Origin of the sequence: Pseudomonas sp. Marseille-Q1929 (assembly GCF_017316265.1) — a bacterium.
Classification (GTDB): domain Bacteria; phylum Pseudomonadota; class Gammaproteobacteria; order Pseudomonadales; family Pseudomonadaceae; genus Aquipseudomonas.
Genome location: NZ_JAFLWU010000003.1, coordinates 20,232 through 37,529, shown reverse-complemented (window position 1 = coordinate 37,529; position 17,298 = coordinate 20,232). Strand labels below are relative to the sequence as shown.

Sequence of the window (17,298 nt, the reverse complement as noted above, 5' to 3'; positions counted from 1 at the left end):
CTCGCGACAATTCTCAACCATAAAATCTTGTTTTCTGCGCCAAGAGCAGAACTTATCTCAATTTTCCCCGACTGCTTGCCATCTTTCACCCCGGCGGTTAGGGTTGAGCTTATGAAAACCTCTCACACCCTCATTCAGCTCCGCCAGCACCGCAGCCTGTGCCTTGTCAGCGCACGACTGCCAGGCTGAATCGATCTGCCTCGTCCTACGCTTTATCCCCAATAACAGTTCCACGGCAGGCCGCCTCTTTTCGGCCCCTAAACAAAGGATTTCCCGATGAGCATGCTCAAAGACCCGTCTTCGAAGTACCGCGCGTTCCCGACCATCGACATCCCGGATCGTACCTGGCCTTCGAAAACCATCACCACCGCGCCGATCTGGTGCAGCTCCGACCTGCGTGATGGCAACCAGTCGCTGATCGAGCCGATGGACGCCGCGAAGAAACTGCGTTTCTGGAAGACCCTGGTGTCGGTAGGCGTGAAGGAAATCGAAGCGTCGTTCCCGGCTGCTTCGCAAACCGACTTTGACTTCGTGCGCACCCTGATCGAAGACAACCACATCCCCGCGGACACCACCATCCAGGTGCTGACCCAGGGCCGTGAAGACTTGATCGCGCGCACCTTTGAATCCCTGCGCGGTGCCAAAAAGGCCATCGTGCATTTGTACAACGCCACTTCGCCGTCCTTCCGCCGTATCGTGTTCAACCAGGACAAGGACGGCATCAAGGCCATCGCGGTCAACGCGGCCAAGCTGTTCGTCAAATATGCCGCCCAGCAGCCAGAGACCCAGTGGACCTTCGAATACTCCCCTGAGACCTTCAGCGCCACTGAGCTGGAGTTTGCCAAGGAAGTCTGTGACGCCGTGATCGAGGTGTGGAACCCGACGCCTACCCACAAGATGATCCTCAACCTGCCGGCCACGGTTGAATGCGCCACACCGAACATCTATGCCGACCAGATCGAGTGGTTCGGCCGCCATATCAACCGTCGTGACAGCGTGATCATCAGCCTGCACACCCACAACGACCGTGGTACAGGCGTAGCCGCTACCGAGCTGGGCCTGATGGCCGGCGCCGACCGTGTCGAAGGTTGCCTGTTCGGCAACGGCGAGCGTACCGGTAACGTCGATCTGGTCACCGTGGCACTGAACATGTACACCCAGGGCCTCGACCCGCAGCTGGACTTCTCCGACATCGACGGCGTGCGCAAAGTCGTCGAAGAGTGCAACCAGATCCAGGTACACCCACGTCACCCATACGTTGGCGACCTGGTGCACACCGCCTTCTCCGGCTCCCACCAGGACGCGATCCGCAAGGGCTTCGCCCAGCAGAAAGACGACGCCCTGTGGGAAGTGCCGTACTTGCCGATCGACCCGGCCGACATCGGTCGCAGCTACGAAGCCGTTATCCGCGTGAACAGCCAGTCGGGCAAAGGCGGCATCGCCTACCTGCTGGAGCAGGAATACGACATCAGCTTGCCACGCCGCATGCAGATCGAGTTCAGCCAGGTGGTACAGGCCGAAACCGACCGCGTGGGCCTGGAGATGACCGCACCTCAGATCTACGCCTTGCTGCAGCGTGAATACCTGCAAGCCAACACCCCGTACGCGTTGGTCAGCCATCGCCTGCAGGAAGAAAACGGCAACAGCAGCGTGGAAGTGGAAGTCTCGGGCAAGGGCCAGGGCGAAACCAACCTGCGCTGGCAGGGCAAGGGCTACGGCACCCTGGAAGCCTTGGTCGCCGCTCTGCCGATCAAGGTAGAGATCATGGACTACAACGAACACGCAATCGGCGCCGGCACCAATGCCAAGGCTGCGGCCTACATTGAACTGCGTGTGAACGGTGAGCGTCCGGTGCATGGCGTGGGTATTGATGAAAACATCACCACGGCGAGCTTCAAGGCGGTGTTCAGTGCGCTGAACCGCTCGTTGAGCCAGTTGGAAGCGAAAGCGGCGTAAGCGGCTGCTGAAATGCGAAAGGCCCCTGGGTGTGAATCCAGGGGCCTTTTTGTTGGCAGTGAGGGCCTCATCGCGGGCAAGCCCGCTCCCACAGTTGAATGTGTTCACAAATCAAAATGTGGGAGCGGGCTTGCCCGCGATTGCGGTGTGTCAGACAAACTGAAAAGTATCGGCATCCAGGTTCGCCGGGAATCTTGTGCGATACGCCGCCAACTCCGCCGCCTCCAGGCACACCTGGAACACCCCATCCGCCTCCCCTGCACTGAGCAGGGCCTCACCCTGGAAATCCAGCACCTGGCTGTCCCCAGTGTAGGCAAAACCCTTGCCGTCCGTGCCCACCCGATTCACCGCCGCCACGTAGCACAGGTTCTCGATGGCCCGCGCCGGCAGCAGACGGTTCCAATGTAAACGCCGCGCGCCGGGCCAGTTGGCGGTGTACAGCAGCAGGTCCGTATCCTGGGCATCGCGACTCCACACCGGGAAGCGCAGGTCGTAGCAAATCAGCGGGCGAATGCGCCAGCCCTTCAACTCGAACTGCACCTGGCGCTCGCCGGGGGTGTAGTGATTGTGCTCGCCGGCCATGCGGAACAGGTGGCGCTTGTCGTAGTGCCACACTTCGCCGTCCGGACGCGCCCACAGCAAGCGGTTACGGTGGCTGCCATCGGCGGCCTCGATAATCACACTGCCGGTGATCACGGCGCCGTGCTTTTTCGCCTGGGCCTGGAGCCAGTGATGGGTCGGACCGTTTTCCGGTTCAGCCAGGGTGGCCGACTCCATGGAGAAGCCGGTGGTGAACATCTCCGGCAACACGATCAGGTCGGCGCCCTTGGCCTGCTCCAGCAACAGCTCGAAGTGTTCGAGGTTGGCCTGGCGGTCATGCCAGGCCAAGGTAGTCTGGATCAGGGCGATGTTCAGGTCCGGCAATGCACTTAGATCACGCATAGTTTTTCAGCTGCTTGGCGCAGCGTCTCCTCGCGTTTGGCAAAGCACAGGCGCACCAGGCGCTGGCCTTGCGGTGGGTTCTGGTAGAACACCGAGACCGGGATCGTCGCCACGCCGTGTTCGCGGGTCATCCACAGGGACATGGCGACGTCATCCAGGTCCGGGCGGATCTGTGAGTAATCCACCAGTTGGAAGTAGGTGCCGGCCACTCGGCTAAAGCTGAAACGCGACGGCGCCAGCAAGTCGCAGAACAGGTCCCGCTTGGCCTGGTAGAACGCCGGCAATTCCTCGACGTGCTCCGGGTGCTCGGCCATGAAGTCGGCCAGGGCAAACTGCAACGGCGTCACGCCGCAGAAGTTGACGTACTGGTGCACCTTGCGCAGTTCGGCAGTGAGGGCCGGTGGCGCGACCACGTAGCCGGTTTTCCAGCCGGTGACGTGATAGGTCTTGCCGAAGGAGCTGACCACGAACGCGCGCGCGTACAACTCTTCGTGGGCCAGCACGCTGACATGGGGCAAGCCGTCGAACACCAAGTGTTCGTAGACCTCATCGCTGACCAGGTAGATATCACGGTCGCGGATCAATTCGGCCAACTGATCCAGCTCGGCGCGGCTGACCAAGGCGCCTGTCGGGTTGTGCGGGGTGTTGAGGATAATCATGCGTGTACGCGGGGACAGCGCCGCCTTGATCCGCTCAAAATCCAGCGCAAAGCCTTGCAGACTCAACTGCACATGCACACAACGACCACCGGCCAGCTCGACCGAGGGTTCATAGCTGTCGTAACAAGGGTCGAACACGATGACTTCATCGCCGCTGCGGATCACTGCCTGGATGGCGCAGAAGATCGCGGCGGTAGCGCCCGGTGTGATGGTCACTTCGCTGTCGGCATTGACGGTAGCGCCGTAGCTGCGGGCGATCTTGGCCGCTACTTGCTGACGCAGGGCCGGCAGGCCGGTCATCGGCGAATATTGGTTGTGCCCGCTGGCAACGTGCTTGCCCACCGCATCGAGCAAGCCCTGCGGGCCGTTGAAGTCGGGGAAGCCCTGGGACAGGTTGAGCGCGCCCGTTTCGGCAGCGAGTTGCGACATGGTGGTGAAAATGGTCGTGCCGACGTTCGGCAGCTTGCTGGTGATCATCGAAAGGCCCCTGCAGGTGAGCCCCAAGTTTTAAGCTGCCAATTGCACCGGGTCAAGGCACAAACCACCGCGCACAAAAAAGGGCTCCAAAGGAGCCCTCTCTCACAACGTGAAGCTGCCGTTATTTCTTGTCACGGCGCTTCTTGTCGGCCTTCTTGTGGTGAGTCATCAAACGACGCTTCTTGTTCACCTGACGGTCGGTCAAGGTGTTCTTGTTGCCTTCGTACGGGTTATCACCACCTTTGAACTCGATACGGATCGGCGTACCGACCAGTTTCAAGACACGACGGTAGGTGTTTTCCAGATAACGCACGTAGGACTTCGGCACCTTCTCGATCTGGTTACCGTGGATCACGATAATCGGCGGGTTGGCACCACCCAAGTGGGCGTAACGCAGTTTAATCCGGCGGTTGTTGACCATCGGCGGTGCGTGCTCGCCCACCGCGTCTTCCAGGATCTGGGTGAGACGGTTGGTCGGCCAGCGGGTGACCGCAGATTTGAACGAGTTCTGTACGGAGGCGTAGAGGTTGCCCACGCCAGTGCCGTGCAGTGCCGAGATAAAGTGGATATCGGCGAACTCTACGAAGAACAACCGGCGTTGCAGCTCGATCTTGACGAAATCGCGCTCGCTCGGCGTCATGCCGTCCCACTTGTTGATCGCGATCACCAGGGCGCGACCGGCTTCCAGGGCAAAGCCCAGCAAGTTCAGGTCGTGGTCCACCACGCCTTCGCGGGCGTCCATCACAAAGATCACCACGTTGGCGTCTTTGATCGCCTGCAGGGTTTTCACCACCGAGAACTTTTCAACTTCCTCGTGGATCTTGCCGCGCTTGCGCACACCGGCGGTGTCGATCAGCGTGTACTTCTCGTCGTTACGCTCAAACGGGATGTAGATACTGTCGCGCGTGGTGCCCGGTTGGTCATAGACGATTACGCGGTCTTCACCGAGCATGCGGTTGACCAGCGTGGACTTGCCCACGTTGGGACGGCCGATGATGGCAATCTTGATACCGTCTTTTTCGCTCGGGCCAGGAATGCGCTTGGCTTCCTCGCCTTCGGCGACGATCTCTTCTTCGCCCTCTTCTTCCTCGGCGTCATCCTTAGGGAAATCGCGCAGGGCGATTTCCAACATCTGGGTGATACCACGACCGTGGGCACCGGCGACCGGAATCGCATCGCCCAGGCCCATCGGGCTGAATTCGGCACGGGCCGCTTCAGGATCGATGTTGTCGATCTTGTTCGCGACCAGATAGGAACGCTTGTTGCGCTTGCGCAGGTGCTCGCCAATCATTTGGTCAGCAGCGGTGTAGCCCGCACGGGCGTCCACCAGGAACAACACGACATCGGCTTCTTCAATGGCGAGCAACGACTGCTCGGCCATCTTTTCGTCCATGCCATGTTCGTCACCGGAGATACCACCGGTGTCGACAATAATGTAGGAGCGCCCTTGCCACTTTGCCTCACCGTATTGGCGATCACGGGTCAGACCGGACAAGTCGCCGACGATGGCGTCACGAGTCCTGGTCAGGCGGTTGAACAAGGTGGACTTGCCGACGTTAGGTCGGCCCACCAGGGCGATTACGGGAACCATGCGGCTCTCCACTTCGTTATTTCAGAAAATACAAAAGCCGCTGCAAGGCAGCGGCTGGTGCTCGGGGCAGCATCGTCAGATGCCGCATGCCCCGCCGAAGCAGGGCCGCCTGGGTGTTACCCCAAGCATAGTTCTTACTTGATGGTCAGGGCTTCCAGCTTGCCGCTGTTGCCAAACACATAAAGCATGTTACCCACGACCAGCGGACGAGCACGCAGGCCGTCGCTGTCGATACGCTCGCGACCGACAAAGCGACCGTCCACCTGGCTCAGCAGGTGCAGGTAGCCTTCGAAGTCGCCAACCGCTACGTAGCTGGAGAAGACTTCCGGTGCCGACAGTTGACGGCGGGCCAGGGAGTCGTTGCTCCACAGTGCAGTGGTGGAACGCTCGTCGACACTTTCAACGGTGCCGGATGCCAGGCTTACGTAGACGCTGCCAAACCCTTGGGCGACACCGGCGTAGCTGGAAGCATCACGCTGCCAGTTCACACGACCGCTCTGCAGGTCCAGCGCCGCAACACGGCCCTGGTAAGTGGCGACGTAGAGGGTTTCACCCGACAGCAGCAAGCCGCCGTCGATGTCCACTACGCGATCCAGTTCGGAACGACCTTGCGGGATAGCCACACGGGTTTCCCAGGCCGGCACGCCGTTCTGGGTATCGAGGGCGACCACTTTACCGGTCGACAAGCCTGCAACGGCCAGATTGTTGGTCACAACCGGACCACTGGTACCGCGCAGGGTCAGCACCGCAGGGGTGCTGTCGTACAACCAGCGCTGCTCGCCGGTGCTGGCGTCGAGGCCAATCACACGGTCATCCTGGGTTTGCACCACGACGATATCGCCGTTGGTGGCAGGCGGTGCGAGGACTTCACTGGTCACGCGAGCGCGCCATTTCTCTTCACCGGTGCTGGAATCCAGGGCCACGACTTCGCCTTTCAGCGTGCCGAGCATCACCATGCCGTAACCCACGCCGACGGCGCCGGAGACTGGCAATTCGAGGTCTTTCTTCCACTTCACGTCGCCATTCATGCGATCCATGGAGATCACAACCCCGGTCACGTCAGCGGCCACAATGTTGTCACCGTCGATTGCCGGTACCAACATGTTGTAGGTGTCACCCTGACCGTCACCGATGGAGCGGCTCCACTGCTTTTGCAGGACCACTTCTTCCTTGAAGCTGGTCAGCTCCGCAGGCGGCAGTTCTTTTTTACTGTTGCTGCTGCAACCCGCGGCCAAAACGGCCAGAGCCAGCAATGCTGCATGTTTCCAACGGATCACGTCACGCATCCCCTTTGGCCAAGTCGTCCAGCTTGATTTGTAAGCCACCGACCGCCGCTTCATCAGACAGCGCCGCCTTGGCTTTTTGGTACGCAGCATTGGCTTCGTCGGTACGACCCAATTGGACCAACAGGTCGCCCTTGAGCTCTTCGCGAGTGGCTACAAATGCCTTGTCAGCATCGCCGTCGAGCAGTTTGAGTGCTTCGTCGGCCTTGTTCTGTGCCGCCAGGACCTGAGCCAGGCGCTGACGTGCGATTTCACCCAGGGTCGGGTTGGTCGGCTTGTCGGCGATGGCCTTCAGCTCGGCTGCAGCGTCATCCAGCTTGCCGGTATCGACCGCGACTTTCGCGACGAACAGGCTGCCGTATTGGGCGTAGGTGCTACCGCCAAATTCGTTTTTCAGCTTGCCGGCCAGGTCTGCAACCTGCGCAGGGTCGGGCTTGCCGTCCGGCGTCAGGGTGGTTTCCAGCAATTGCTGATAGAGGACCGAGGCGCCTTGGGATTGGTTGGCCTGATACTTGTGCCAGGCTTGCCAGCCGAACACCACCACTAAAGCCAGCAGGCCGCCAGTAACCAGGGGCTTGCCGTTACGCTGCCACCAGTCCTTGAACTCGGCCAGTTGATCATCATCAGAACTCGACACCCCAATACTCCTTAATCGCTAAATTCGGCTGTTCGACAGCTTCAACCCTGCACGACGCAGGTGGCCAAGTGCGCAGCGAGCGCATCAAAGGCAATGTTCTGTTGCTCGCCCTGGCCACGCAGGGGTTTGAAACCTATCACTTGCTGGGCCAATTCGTCATCGCCGAGGATCAGTGCATACAGCGCACCGCTCTTGTCGGCCTTCTTGAACTGGCTCTTGAAGCTGCCGGCGCCGGCATTGACTTGCAGGCGCAGGTTCGGCAGTTGGTCGCGGACCTTTTCGCTCAAGGCCAGGGCAGCCAGTTCGGCGGCCTCGCCAAAGGCGCAGAGGTACACATCCACCTGACGGGAGATTTCTTCCGGGACTTTTTCCAGGGTTTCCAGCAGCAGGATCAGGCGCTCGATGCCCATGGCAAAGCCCACGCCAGTGGTCGGCTTGCCGCCCATCTGCTCGACCAGGCCGTCGTAGCGACCACCGGCACACACGGTGCCCTGGGCGCCGAGTTTGTCGGTGACCCACTCGAACACGGTCTTGCTGTAGTAATCGAGACCGCGCACCAGCTTGGTGTTGATCACGAACGGGATGCCGGCCGCATCCAGGCGAGCCTTGAGGCCCTCAAAGTGAATGCGCGACTCGTCGTCCAGGTAGTCGGCCATTTTTGGCGCGTCGACCAGCACGGCTTGGGTGTCGGCGTTCTTGGTATCGAGGACGCGCAGCGGGTTGGTTTTCAGACGGCGCTGGCTGTCTTCGTCCAACTTGTCCAGGTGGGCCGACAGGTACTCGACCAGGGCCACTTTATAGCGGCCGCGGGATTCGCTGGTGCCCAGGCTGTTGAGTTCAAGCTTGACGGCATCGCGGATGCCCAGCAGGCCCCACAGGCGCCAGGTCAGCACGATCAGCTCGGCGTCGATGTCCGGGCCGTCAATATTGAAGACTTCCAGGCCGATCTGGTGGAACTGGCGATAACGGCCTTTCTGTGGACGCTCGTGGCGGAACATCGGGCCGATGTACCACAACTTCTGCGGCTGGCCAGCACCGGTGAGACCATGCTCAAGCACGGCGCGCACACATGCGGCAGTACCTTCCGGACGCAGGGTCAGGGAGTCGCCGTTGCGGTCTTCAAAGGTGTACATTTCTTTTTCGACGATGTCGGTCACTTCACCGATGGAGCGCTTGAACAGCTCGGTGAACTCGACGATCGGCATGCGGATCTGCTTGTAACCGTAGTTATCCAGCAGGCGCGCGACGGTGCTTTCGAAGTAGCGCCACAGCGGCGTCTGCTCCGGCAGGATGTCGTTCATGCCGCGAATGGCTTGCAGAGACTTGCTCACATCAAATCCTTAAATTCGTTCAATCAGCCGCGCGCGATCAGCGCTGCGTCAGCCGCGACCTTTTCGGCCGCTTTCTGGCGGATCAGTCTTTCGAGCTCATCCACCAGATTGTCATTCGTTAACTTCTGCGCCGGCTTGCCGTCGATGTAGATCAGGTTCGGTGTACCGCCGGTCAAGCCCACATGGGCTTCCTTGGCTTCGCCCGGCCCGTTGACCACACAACCGATCACCGCGACATCCAGTGGCACCAGCAGGTCTTCAAGGCGCAATTCCAGGTCGTTCATGGTTTTCACCACGTCGAAGTTCTGCCGCGAGCAGCTCGGGCAGGCAATGAAATTGATACCACGGGAACGCAAACGCAGGGATTTGAGAATGTCGTAACCGACTTTCACTTCCTCTACCGGGTCAGCTGCCAGCGAGATGCGGATAGTATCGCCAATCCCTTCGGCGAGCAGCATACCGAGACCCACCGCAGATTTCACTGTGCCTGAGCGTAAACCGCCAGCTTCGGTGATACCCAGGTGCAGCGGCTGCACGATTTCCTTGGCCAGCAGGCGGTAGGCTTCCACCGCCATGAACACGTCGGAGGCCTTTACGCTGACCTTGAAGTCCTGGAAATTCAGGCGTTCGAGGTGTTCAACGTGGCGCAGCGCGGACTCAACCAGCGCCGCCGGGGTGGGCTCGCCGTATTTCTTCTGCAGGTCTTTTTCCAGGGAACCGGCGTTGACGCCGATGCGGATTGGAATGCCACGATCACGGGCAGCGTCGACCACGGCGCGCACACGGTCTTCGCGACCGATGTTGCCCGGGTTGATCCGCAGGCAATCCACGCCCAGTTCGGCTACGCGCAAGGCGATCTTGTAGTCGAAGTGGATGTCGGCAACCAACGGCACCTTGACCAGTTGCTTGATGCGGCCGAAGGCTTCGGCGGCGTCCATATCCGGTACGGAGACGCGCACGATGTCGACGCCGGCCGCTTCCAGACGGTTGATCTGGGCAACGGTGGCGGCCACGTCATTGGTGTCGCTGTTGGTCATGCTCTGCACGGCGATGGGGGCATCGCCACCCACCGGCACGGAGCCGACCCAGATTTTGCGCGATACGCGACGTTTGATTGGAGATTCGCCGTGCATGACTATTGTCCCAACTTCAGGCGAGCGGTCTCGCCACTGGTGAACGGCGCCACGTCCACAGGCTGGCCGTTGTAGGCCACTTGCGCGCCACGGGCAAAGCCCAGACGCAGCGTCAAAGGAGGCTTGCCGCCTTGGTCGAGCGTATCTCCCTTACGCTTCAAACCGCTAAACAGCACTTTGCCATTGCCATCGGTGACTTGCGTCCAGCAGTCAGCGACGAAGGTAATCTGCACGCGACCATCACCGGCGATCAGCGCTGGGGTGGTTGGCGGGGAAATGGCTGGCGCGGCAGGTGCGGCTGGAGCAGGCGCTTGTACCGGTGCCGCTGGCGTATGTGCCTGGGCAACGGGGGCAGCCGGGGTGTGAGCGGCTGCGGCCGGCGTCACTGGGGCTGGCACGGCGGCAATTGCGGCAGGCGCCACTTCCGGTGCTGGTTGCTCGGCAGTGACCGGCGTTTCAGGTGCAGCCTGGCCTTGTGCGACGGCCTGGTCTTCCGGCTCGTCCAACGGATGAATCTGCGTGGTGCCGTCGGCGCTTTCGACTTCGACGTGCTCCATGGCGTTACTGGTCAGGTCCTTGGTGCGCTGTGAGGTCTGGTCTTGCCACCAGACAAAACCGCCGCCAATCACAGCGATCAGCAGCAACAGGCTGACAATACGCAAAATCGTGTGGGAAACCCGTACAGGCTCTTCAATACGGCCCAAGCCGTGGACATTGCTGCCCTGGGAGTCGGTACCGGTGAACTGGTCGAATTCCTGGACCAGTACGGCCTGGTCGATGCCCAGCAACTTGGCATAGGCGCGGATGTAGCCACGGGCGAAGGTATGCCCCGGCAACTTGTCGAACGCGCCGGCTTCCAGGTTGCCCAGGGACGTGGTGGTCAAATTGAGCTTGAGGGCCACTTCTGCCAGCGACCAACCATTGCTTTCGCGGGCCTGACGCAAGGTGTCGCCTGGGTTTACGCGATTAGCTGCTACAACTTCCGGGTGCGCCGCTTTCATCATTGCTCCGACAGGTATTGCTGATATTCCGGCGTACCGGGATAGAGTCGTTCGAGTTGCTGGCCAAAACGTGCGGCCGTATCGTGTTCTTCATGAACCGTCGCCAGGCGCACGCCGAGCAATAGACTACGTGCATTTTGCCCGCTGAGCAGGCTAAAACGCTCGTAATAGTCACGTGCCGGCACATAATGCCTGTCATCAAAGGATATCTCAGCCATTTCGAGCAGTGCCCGCGGCTGACGACCATTCAAATGCAGGGCTTTTTCCAACTGTTGGCGAGCGCTGTCGCGCTGGCCGCGGCGCATTGAGGTCACACCAAGGTTCTCGAATACACGGGAACGCTCAGGATAAAGGGTATCGGCGCTGGCTTGCTGGAAATATAGGGAGGCTTGGTCATAACGTTTCTGCGCAAACAGAAAGCTGCCGTAATTGTTCAGCAGCCGCGGGTCCGCAGGTCGTGAGGCCAGGGCCTTGTTGAAGTATTGATCCGCCAGTTCGGGTTCCGCCTGGGCCTGGAAAACCAGGGCCAGTGCGGCATTGGCGTCGGCATCGTCGCTGTCCAGCTCAAGGGCCTTCTTCAGCGGCACCTTGGCCTGCTCGCTCATGCCTTGTTGCAGGTAACCCAAGCCCAGTTGCACATAGGCAACTCGCGCCTCATCACGGCCTTTACCGGTTTGCAAAGGGCTGTCATGGCCCGATGAAACACAACCGGCCGCGAGGCCGGTAACAAGCAAGAGCAGCGCAAGGCGCAAGGGCATAGAGATCCTCTCTCAGATTCGATTCACAGCAATCAGCGGCAAATCGTCGGCGGCATTCGCTTCACGCCCGGCGATGTAACGCTCACTGCGGCGGGTGCGGTCCATCACCTGCCCGACCAATTGGCCACAGGCGGCGTCGATGTCTTCACCACGGGTGGTGCGCACGGTGACGTTGTAGCCGGCCTGGTGCAGTTGATCCTGGAAACGGCGGATGGCGTTGTTGCTCGGCCGCTCGTAGCCAGAATGGGGAAACGGGTTGAACGGGATCAGGTTGATCTTGCACGGGGTGTTCTTGAGCAACTCGATCATCTCGACAGCGTGCTCAACCTTGTCGTTGATGTCCTTGAGCATGGTGTACTCAATGGTCAACACGCGTTTCTCGCCCAAGGTCGCCATGTAACGCTGGCAGGATTCGAGCAGCATCTTAAGCGGATACTTCTTGTTGATCGGCACCAATTGGTTACGCAATGCGTCATTGGGTGCGTGCAGCGACAACGCCAGGGAGACGTCGATGTGCTTGGCCAGCTCATCGATCATCGGTACCACGCCGGAGGTCGACAGGGTCACGCGGCGCTTGGAGATGCCGTAGCCCAGGTCGTCCATCATCAGGTGCATGGCCGCGATGACGTTGTCGAAGTTCAGCAGCGGCTCACCCATGCCCATCATCACCACGTTGGTGATGGCACGGTCGACGGTTGCCGGGACGCTGCCAAAGGATTTGTTGGCAATCCACACCTGGCCGATGACTTCGGCGGCGGTGAGGTTGCTATTGAAGCCTTGCTTGCCGGTGGAGCAGAAACTGCAATCCAGGGCACAGCCTGCCTGGGACGAAACGCACAAGGTGCCGCGTTTGCCCTGGGGAATGTACACGGTCTCGACGCAGCTGCCGGACGCCACGCGCACCACCCACTTACGGGTGCCGTCGCTGGAGATGTCCTCGCTGACCACTTCAGGACCACGGACCTCAGCAATGGCCTTGAGCTTGTCGCGCAAGGCCTTGCTGACGTTCGTCATGGCATCGAAATCGTCGACGCCAAAGTGGTGAATCCATTTCATTACCTGACCGGCACGGAAACGCTTCTCCCCGATTGAGTCGAAGAATTTCTCCATTTCCGGCTGGGTCAGACCCAGCAGGTTGGTTTTAACAGTCGATGTAGTCATGGATTCACCCTCACTCTTTAAGCCAATGCTTAGCGAGCGGTTACTTCAGTAGCAGCGAAAAAGTACGAGATTTCGCGAGCAGCAGCGGCTTCGGAGTCCGAACCGTGTACAGCGTTGGCGTCGATGGATTCAGCGAAGTCAGCACGGATGGTGCCGGCAGCAGCTTCTTTAGGGTTGGTAGCGCCCATCAGCTCACGGTTCAGAGCGATAGCGTTTTCGCCTTCCAGAACCTGAACAACAACAGGACCGGAGATCATGAAGGCAACCAGGTCGCCGAAGAAACCACGAGCGCTGTGCTCAGCGTAGAAGCCTTCAGCTTCAGCTTTGGACAGTTGCTTGAGTTTCGAAGCTACAACCTTCAGGCCGGCTTTTTCGAAACGAGTGGTGATCTCGCCGATGACGTTTTTTGCAACAGCGTCAGGCTTGATGATGGAGAAAGTACGTTGAACAGCCATGGTGTAACTCCAGAAACGGTAATTTACGAAAAATTAAACCCGCGAATTATACGCGGGTTATTGGGTATTGCCTAACCTGCGGGGACGATCAGTCGATTTCTTCGATCCAGAGCGCCTGGACCGCTTCCAAGACCTTCTCGCCACAACGACCAGAAGTATTGTCGAAACCAGGCAGCTCCATGATCCAGCGCTGCAGATCAACGAAGTTGACCGTCAGCGGGCTCACGTCCGGCTTGGCTTCAGCGAGCTCTTCAGCAATGCGCTGTACATCATTCCAACCATAACTCATGACAGTTCTACCAATCAGTGCGGCGCTTCGGCCGCATGGTTGAGCGAATATTTCGGAATTTCGACAGTGATGTCTTCGGTCCCGACCTTGGCCTGACAGCTTAGGCGCGAATGTGCTTCCAAGCCCCATGCGCGATCAAGAAAGTCCTCTTCCAGCTCGTCAGCCTCTTCCAGGGTGTTGAAGCCCTCACGGATGATGCAGTGACACGTGGTGCAGGCGCAGACGCCGCCGCAGGCACTTTCGATCTCGATGTGGTTGTCATGGGCGACTTCGAGGATGGACTTGCCGGTCTCAGCCTCCACGACCATACCGTCCGGGCAATGCTCGGCGTGTGGCAGAAAAATGACCTGCGGCATTAATTATTCCTCGATTTCATTCAGGTTGCGTCCCGCCAGGGCGGCTTTCACCGTCTGGTCCATGCGGCGGGCAGCGAAGGCATCGGTCACTTGCGACAGGCGCTTGGTCTGCTGCTCGATGGCATAACCATCGGTGCCTTTCATCAATTCGGCCAGCTCCTGCATCTGCAGGTCGATGACCATGCGCTCTTCGGCGTCCAGCAGGCGCTCGCCATCGGCTTCAAGGGCGCCCTGCACGGCTTCGAGCAGGCGCTGGGCATCCACTTGCTGCTCACGCAGGACACGGGCGACCTTGTCGTCACCGGCGTACTGGAACGAGTCCTTGAGCATCTTGGCGATCTCGCCATCGGTAAGACCGTAGGACGGCTTGACCTGGATGCTCGCTTCAACGCCCGAGGCCAGTTCACGCGCCGCAACGCTGAGCAGGCCATCGGCGTCGACCTGGAAGGTCACGCGAATCTTCGCCGCACCGGCCACCATCGCCGGAATGCCGCGCAATTCAAAACGCGCCAGGGAGCGGCAGTCGCTGATCAGCTCGCGCTCGCCTTGCAGCACATGAATCATCATGGCCGTCTGGCCATCTTTGTAAGTAGTAAAGTCCTGAGCACGGGCAACGGGGATGGTGGTGTTGCGTGGAATCACCTTCTCCATCAGGCCACCCATGGTTTCCAGGCCCAGGGACAACGGAATCACGTCGAGCAGCAGCAGTTCGCCACCGTCGCGTTTGTTGCCGGCCAGGGTGTCGGCCTGGATCGCGGCGCCAATGGCGACTACTTGATCCGGGTCGATTTCGGTCAGCGGCTGGCGACCAAAGGCCTCGGCGACGGCGTCACGAACACGCGGCACGCGCGTGGAACCGCCAACCATGACCACGGCGCCGACATCTTCCAACTCGATACCGGAATCACGCACGGCACGACGGCAGGCTTTCAGGCTGCGGGCGACCATCGGCTCGATCAACGCATCGAAGGCTTCGCGGGTCAGCTGGGCCGACCAGTTGCCGTAGGAAACTTCAACGGATGCAGCATCCGTCAGCGCTTCTTTAGCGGCGCAGGCGGTTTGCAGCAGGTTGCGCTGCGCACCCGGGTCCAGGTCAGCGGACAGACCGGCACTGATGATGATCCAGCCAGCGATGGCATGGTCGAAGTCATCGCCGCCCAGGGCGCTGTCGCCGCCGGTGGCCAGCACTTCAAACACGCCGCCGGTCAGGCGCAGGATCGAAATATCAAAGGTGCCGCCGCCCAGGTCGTAGATCGCGACCAGGCCTTCGGCGTGCTGATCCAGGCCGTAAGCCACTGCAGCAGCCGTCGGCTCGTTGAGCAGGCGCAGCACGTTCAGGCCGGCAAGTTTCGCCGCATCCTTGGTGGCTTGGCGCTGAGCGTCATCGAAATAGGCTGGAACCGTAATCACCGCCCCCACCAGTTCGCCGCCCAAGGTGGATTCCGCACGCTGGCGCAGCACCTTGAGGATATCGGCCGACACTTCCACCGGGCTTTTCGGGCCCTGGACGGTGTCGATGAATGGCATATGGGATTCGCCGCCGACAAAGCGGTACGGCAGCTGCTCGCCCAATTGCTTGACGTCGGACAAACCACGACCCATCAAGCGCTTGACCGACAGCACGGTGTTCAAGGGATCGGTAGACGCGGCCAATTTGGCCGACTCGCCGACTTCGGTGCGATCCGCGTGATAACGCACGGCCGACGGCAGGATCACCTGGCCATTGGCATCGGGCAGCGGTTCGGACAGGCCGCTGCGCAAGGCAGCAACCAGGGAATTGGTGGTGCCCAGGTCAATCCCGACCGCCAGGCGACGCTGGTGCGGTTGTGGGCTTTGGCCGGGTTCGGCGATTTGCAGTAGGGCCATGGTAATCAGGTCTTATCTGTCTATCAGGCGTGCATCACGGGCAGCACACTGGGTTAATCGTCGAGGCGCTCTTCTAGCTGGCGCACTTCGTAGGTGAGCTTGTCGAGGAATTGCATGCGCCGCATCAGGCGTTCGGCCTGTTCACGTTGCGCTGCATCATCCCAACAGGCTGCGAAGCTTTCGTTGAGCTCGTCCTGGGCCGTTTTCAGACGACGCTTGAAGACCGCGACACCGGCCAGATCGGCTTCGTCCTGCAAGTCTTCGAGTTCTTCGCGCCACTGCATCTGCTGCATCAGGAAGTCGGGATCATGCACCGTGACTTCCAGCGGCAGCTCTCCACCGTTCATCGCGAGCAGGTAACGCGCGCGCTTGGGCGGATTTTTCAGGGTCTGATAAGCCTCGTTGAGGCTGGCCGACTTCTCCAGAGCAACACGTTGCTCGCGCTCGGAGGCGTCAGCAAAGCGGTCTGGATGCACCCCACGCGCCAACTCTCGGTAGCGCGTGGCAAGCTGCTCAAGGTCCAGCCGAAAGCTCGGCTGCAGCTCGAATAAAGCGAAATGACAAGGAGTACCCACGAATAGCCTCAGATGTTGAAGCTTTCGCCGCAGCCACATTCACCGCGTACGTTGGGGTTGTTGAACTTGAAGCCTTCGTTCAACCCTTCCTTGACGAAATCGAGTTCGGTGCCGTCCAGGTAGGTCAGGCTTTTAGGGTCGATGATCACTTTTTCGCCGTGACTTTCGAACACCTGGTCTTCCGCAACCACCTCGTCGACGAACTCCAGCACATAGGCAAGGCCGGAACAGCCCGTGGTGCGAACACCCAGACGAATCCCCTCACCTTTACCGCGCCCATTCAGGGAGCGGCGAATGTGCTGCGCAGCCGCTTCTGTCATGCTGATAGCCATCGTTGACTCCTTACTCGTCGCCAAATGCTTAGATCAAGCCTTTCTTCTGCTTGTAGTCGCGAACGGCCGCCTTGATGGCGTCTTCAGCGAGTACGGAGCAGTGGATTTTCACTGGCGGCAGAGCCAGTTCTTCGGCCAGCTGGGTGTTGCTGATGGTGACAGCCTCATCCAGGGTCTTGCCTTTCATCCATTCGGTCGCCAGGGAGCTGGAGGCGATGGCCGAACCGCAGCCGTAGGTCTTGAACTTGGCGTCTTCGATAACGCCTGCTTCGTTGACCTTGATCTGCAGGCGCATCACGTCGCCGCACGCCGGAGCGCCGACCATGCCGGTGCCGACATCTGGGTCTTCCGCGTCCATCTTGCCGACGTTACGCGGGTTTTCGTAGTGGTCGATGACCTTTTCGCTGTAAGCCATGGTACTGAATCCTCACTCATCAGGGCCGCTCTGGAACCCTGTAGACACGCCTGCGTTTTCCGCCACGTGCCTACAGAGCTG

Annotated in this window: 18 protein-coding genes; 1 reads left to right on the top strand and 17 read right to left on the bottom strand. The window is 60.1% G+C overall.

Translation table 11 applies throughout. The features are described 5' to 3' along the window. Positions 1-276 precede the first annotated feature (276 nt). On the top strand, positions 277-1,956 hold the full coding sequence (gene leuA, locus J1G37_RS06140; RefSeq protein ID WP_207040549.1) for a 2-isopropylmalate synthase: 1,680 nt from the start codon (positions 277-279) through the stop codon (positions 1,954-1,956). A gap of 150 nt (positions 1,957-2,106) precedes the next feature. Here leuA and J1G37_RS06135 read toward each other — a convergent pair whose 3' ends face one another. The 17 genes from J1G37_RS06135 to iscU all read right to left on the bottom strand — a co-directional run bounded on the left by J1G37_RS06135 (position 2,107) and on the right by iscU (position 17,217). Next, on the bottom strand, positions 2,107-2,898 hold the full coding sequence (locus tag J1G37_RS06135; protein WP_207040548.1) for an amidohydrolase: 792 nt from the start codon (positions 2,896-2,898) through the stop codon (positions 2,107-2,109). Continuing rightward, positions 2,886-4,034, bottom strand: a complete 1,149-nt coding sequence (locus tag J1G37_RS06130; RefSeq protein WP_207040547.1) for a pyridoxal phosphate-dependent aminotransferase — start codon at positions 4,032-4,034, stop codon at positions 2,886-2,888. Before J1G37_RS06130 ends, J1G37_RS06135 begins: the two co-directional genes overlap by 13 nt. Positions 4,035-4,155: 121 nt before the next feature. Next, positions 4,156-5,625, bottom strand: a complete 1,470-nt coding sequence (der, locus tag J1G37_RS06125) for a ribosome biogenesis GTPase Der (RefSeq protein WP_124525057.1) — start codon at positions 5,623-5,625, stop codon at positions 4,156-4,158. Between the two features lie 134 nt (positions 5,626-5,759). Then, complete coding sequence (bamB, locus tag J1G37_RS06120; RefSeq protein ID WP_017736815.1) at positions 5,760-6,911, bottom strand: outer membrane protein assembly factor BamB; 1,152 nt, start codon at positions 6,909-6,911, stop codon at positions 5,760-5,762. After that, the gene (locus J1G37_RS06115) at positions 6,904-7,545 is read right to left on the bottom strand and encodes a tetratricopeptide repeat protein (RefSeq protein WP_207040546.1); all 642 of its coding nucleotides are present in this window, start codon (positions 7,543-7,545) and stop codon (positions 6,904-6,906) included. Before J1G37_RS06115 ends, bamB begins: the two co-directional genes overlap by 8 nt. A 41-nt stretch (positions 7,546-7,586) precedes the next feature. Then, positions 7,587-8,876, bottom strand: coding sequence for a histidine--tRNA ligase (hisS, locus tag J1G37_RS06110; RefSeq protein WP_017736817.1), 1,290 nt, complete (start codon positions 8,874-8,876; stop codon positions 7,587-7,589). 23 nt (positions 8,877-8,899) lie between these two features. Next, positions 8,900-10,009, bottom strand: coding sequence for a flavodoxin-dependent (E)-4-hydroxy-3-methylbut-2-enyl-diphosphate synthase (ispG, locus tag J1G37_RS06105; protein WP_017736818.1), 1,110 nt, complete (start codon positions 10,007-10,009; stop codon positions 8,900-8,902). 2 nt (positions 10,010-10,011) lie between these two features. Further along, positions 10,012-11,010, bottom strand: coding sequence for a RodZ family helix-turn-helix domain-containing protein (locus J1G37_RS06100; RefSeq protein ID WP_207040545.1), 999 nt, complete (start codon positions 11,008-11,010; stop codon positions 10,012-10,014). Beyond that, the gene (gene pilW, locus J1G37_RS06095) at positions 11,010-11,768 is read right to left on the bottom strand and encodes a type IV pilus biogenesis/stability protein PilW (RefSeq protein WP_207040544.1); all 759 of its coding nucleotides are present in this window, start codon (positions 11,766-11,768) and stop codon (positions 11,010-11,012) included. The genes J1G37_RS06100 and pilW overlap by 1 nt, the downstream gene beginning before the upstream one ends. Positions 11,769-11,780: 12 nt before the next feature. Then, positions 11,781-12,929: a 23S rRNA (adenine(2503)-C(2))-methyltransferase RlmN gene (rlmN, locus tag J1G37_RS06090; RefSeq protein ID WP_017736821.1), complete on the bottom strand. Its 1,149-nt coding sequence runs from the start codon at positions 12,927-12,929 to the stop codon at positions 11,781-11,783. Between the two features lie 29 nt (positions 12,930-12,958). Then, entirely contained in the window at positions 12,959-13,384 is a 426-nt protein-coding gene (ndk, locus tag J1G37_RS06085; RefSeq protein ID WP_003175956.1) for a nucleoside-diphosphate kinase, read from the bottom strand. Positions 13,385-13,472: 88 nt separating this feature from the next. Continuing rightward, positions 13,473-13,673, bottom strand: coding sequence for a Fe-S cluster assembly protein IscX (iscX, locus tag J1G37_RS06080; RefSeq protein ID WP_207040543.1), 201 nt, complete (start codon positions 13,671-13,673; stop codon positions 13,473-13,475). Positions 13,674-13,687: 14 nt separating this feature from the next. Continuing rightward, the gene (gene fdx / locus J1G37_RS06075; protein WP_017736823.1) at positions 13,688-14,029 is read right to left on the bottom strand and encodes an ISC system 2Fe-2S type ferredoxin; all 342 of its coding nucleotides are present in this window, start codon (positions 14,027-14,029) and stop codon (positions 13,688-13,690) included. 3 nt (positions 14,030-14,032) lie between these two features. Continuing rightward, entirely contained in the window at positions 14,033-15,895 is a 1,863-nt protein-coding gene (gene hscA / locus J1G37_RS06070; protein ID WP_207040542.1) for a Fe-S protein assembly chaperone HscA, read from the bottom strand. A gap of 53 nt (positions 15,896-15,948) precedes the next feature. Then, complete coding sequence (gene hscB, locus J1G37_RS06065; protein WP_038848811.1) at positions 15,949-16,470, bottom strand: co-chaperone HscB; 522 nt, start codon at positions 16,468-16,470, stop codon at positions 15,949-15,951. Between the two features lie 8 nt (positions 16,471-16,478). Next, a complete protein-coding gene (iscA, locus tag J1G37_RS06060) occupies positions 16,479-16,802 on the bottom strand; it encodes an iron-sulfur cluster assembly protein IscA (RefSeq protein ID WP_003175963.1) in 324 nt (107 codons plus the stop codon). A gap of 28 nt (positions 16,803-16,830) precedes the next feature. After that, positions 16,831-17,217, bottom strand: coding sequence for a Fe-S cluster assembly scaffold IscU (gene iscU, locus J1G37_RS06055; protein WP_010565229.1), 387 nt, complete (start codon positions 17,215-17,217; stop codon positions 16,831-16,833). Positions 17,218-17,298 lie beyond the last annotated feature (81 nt).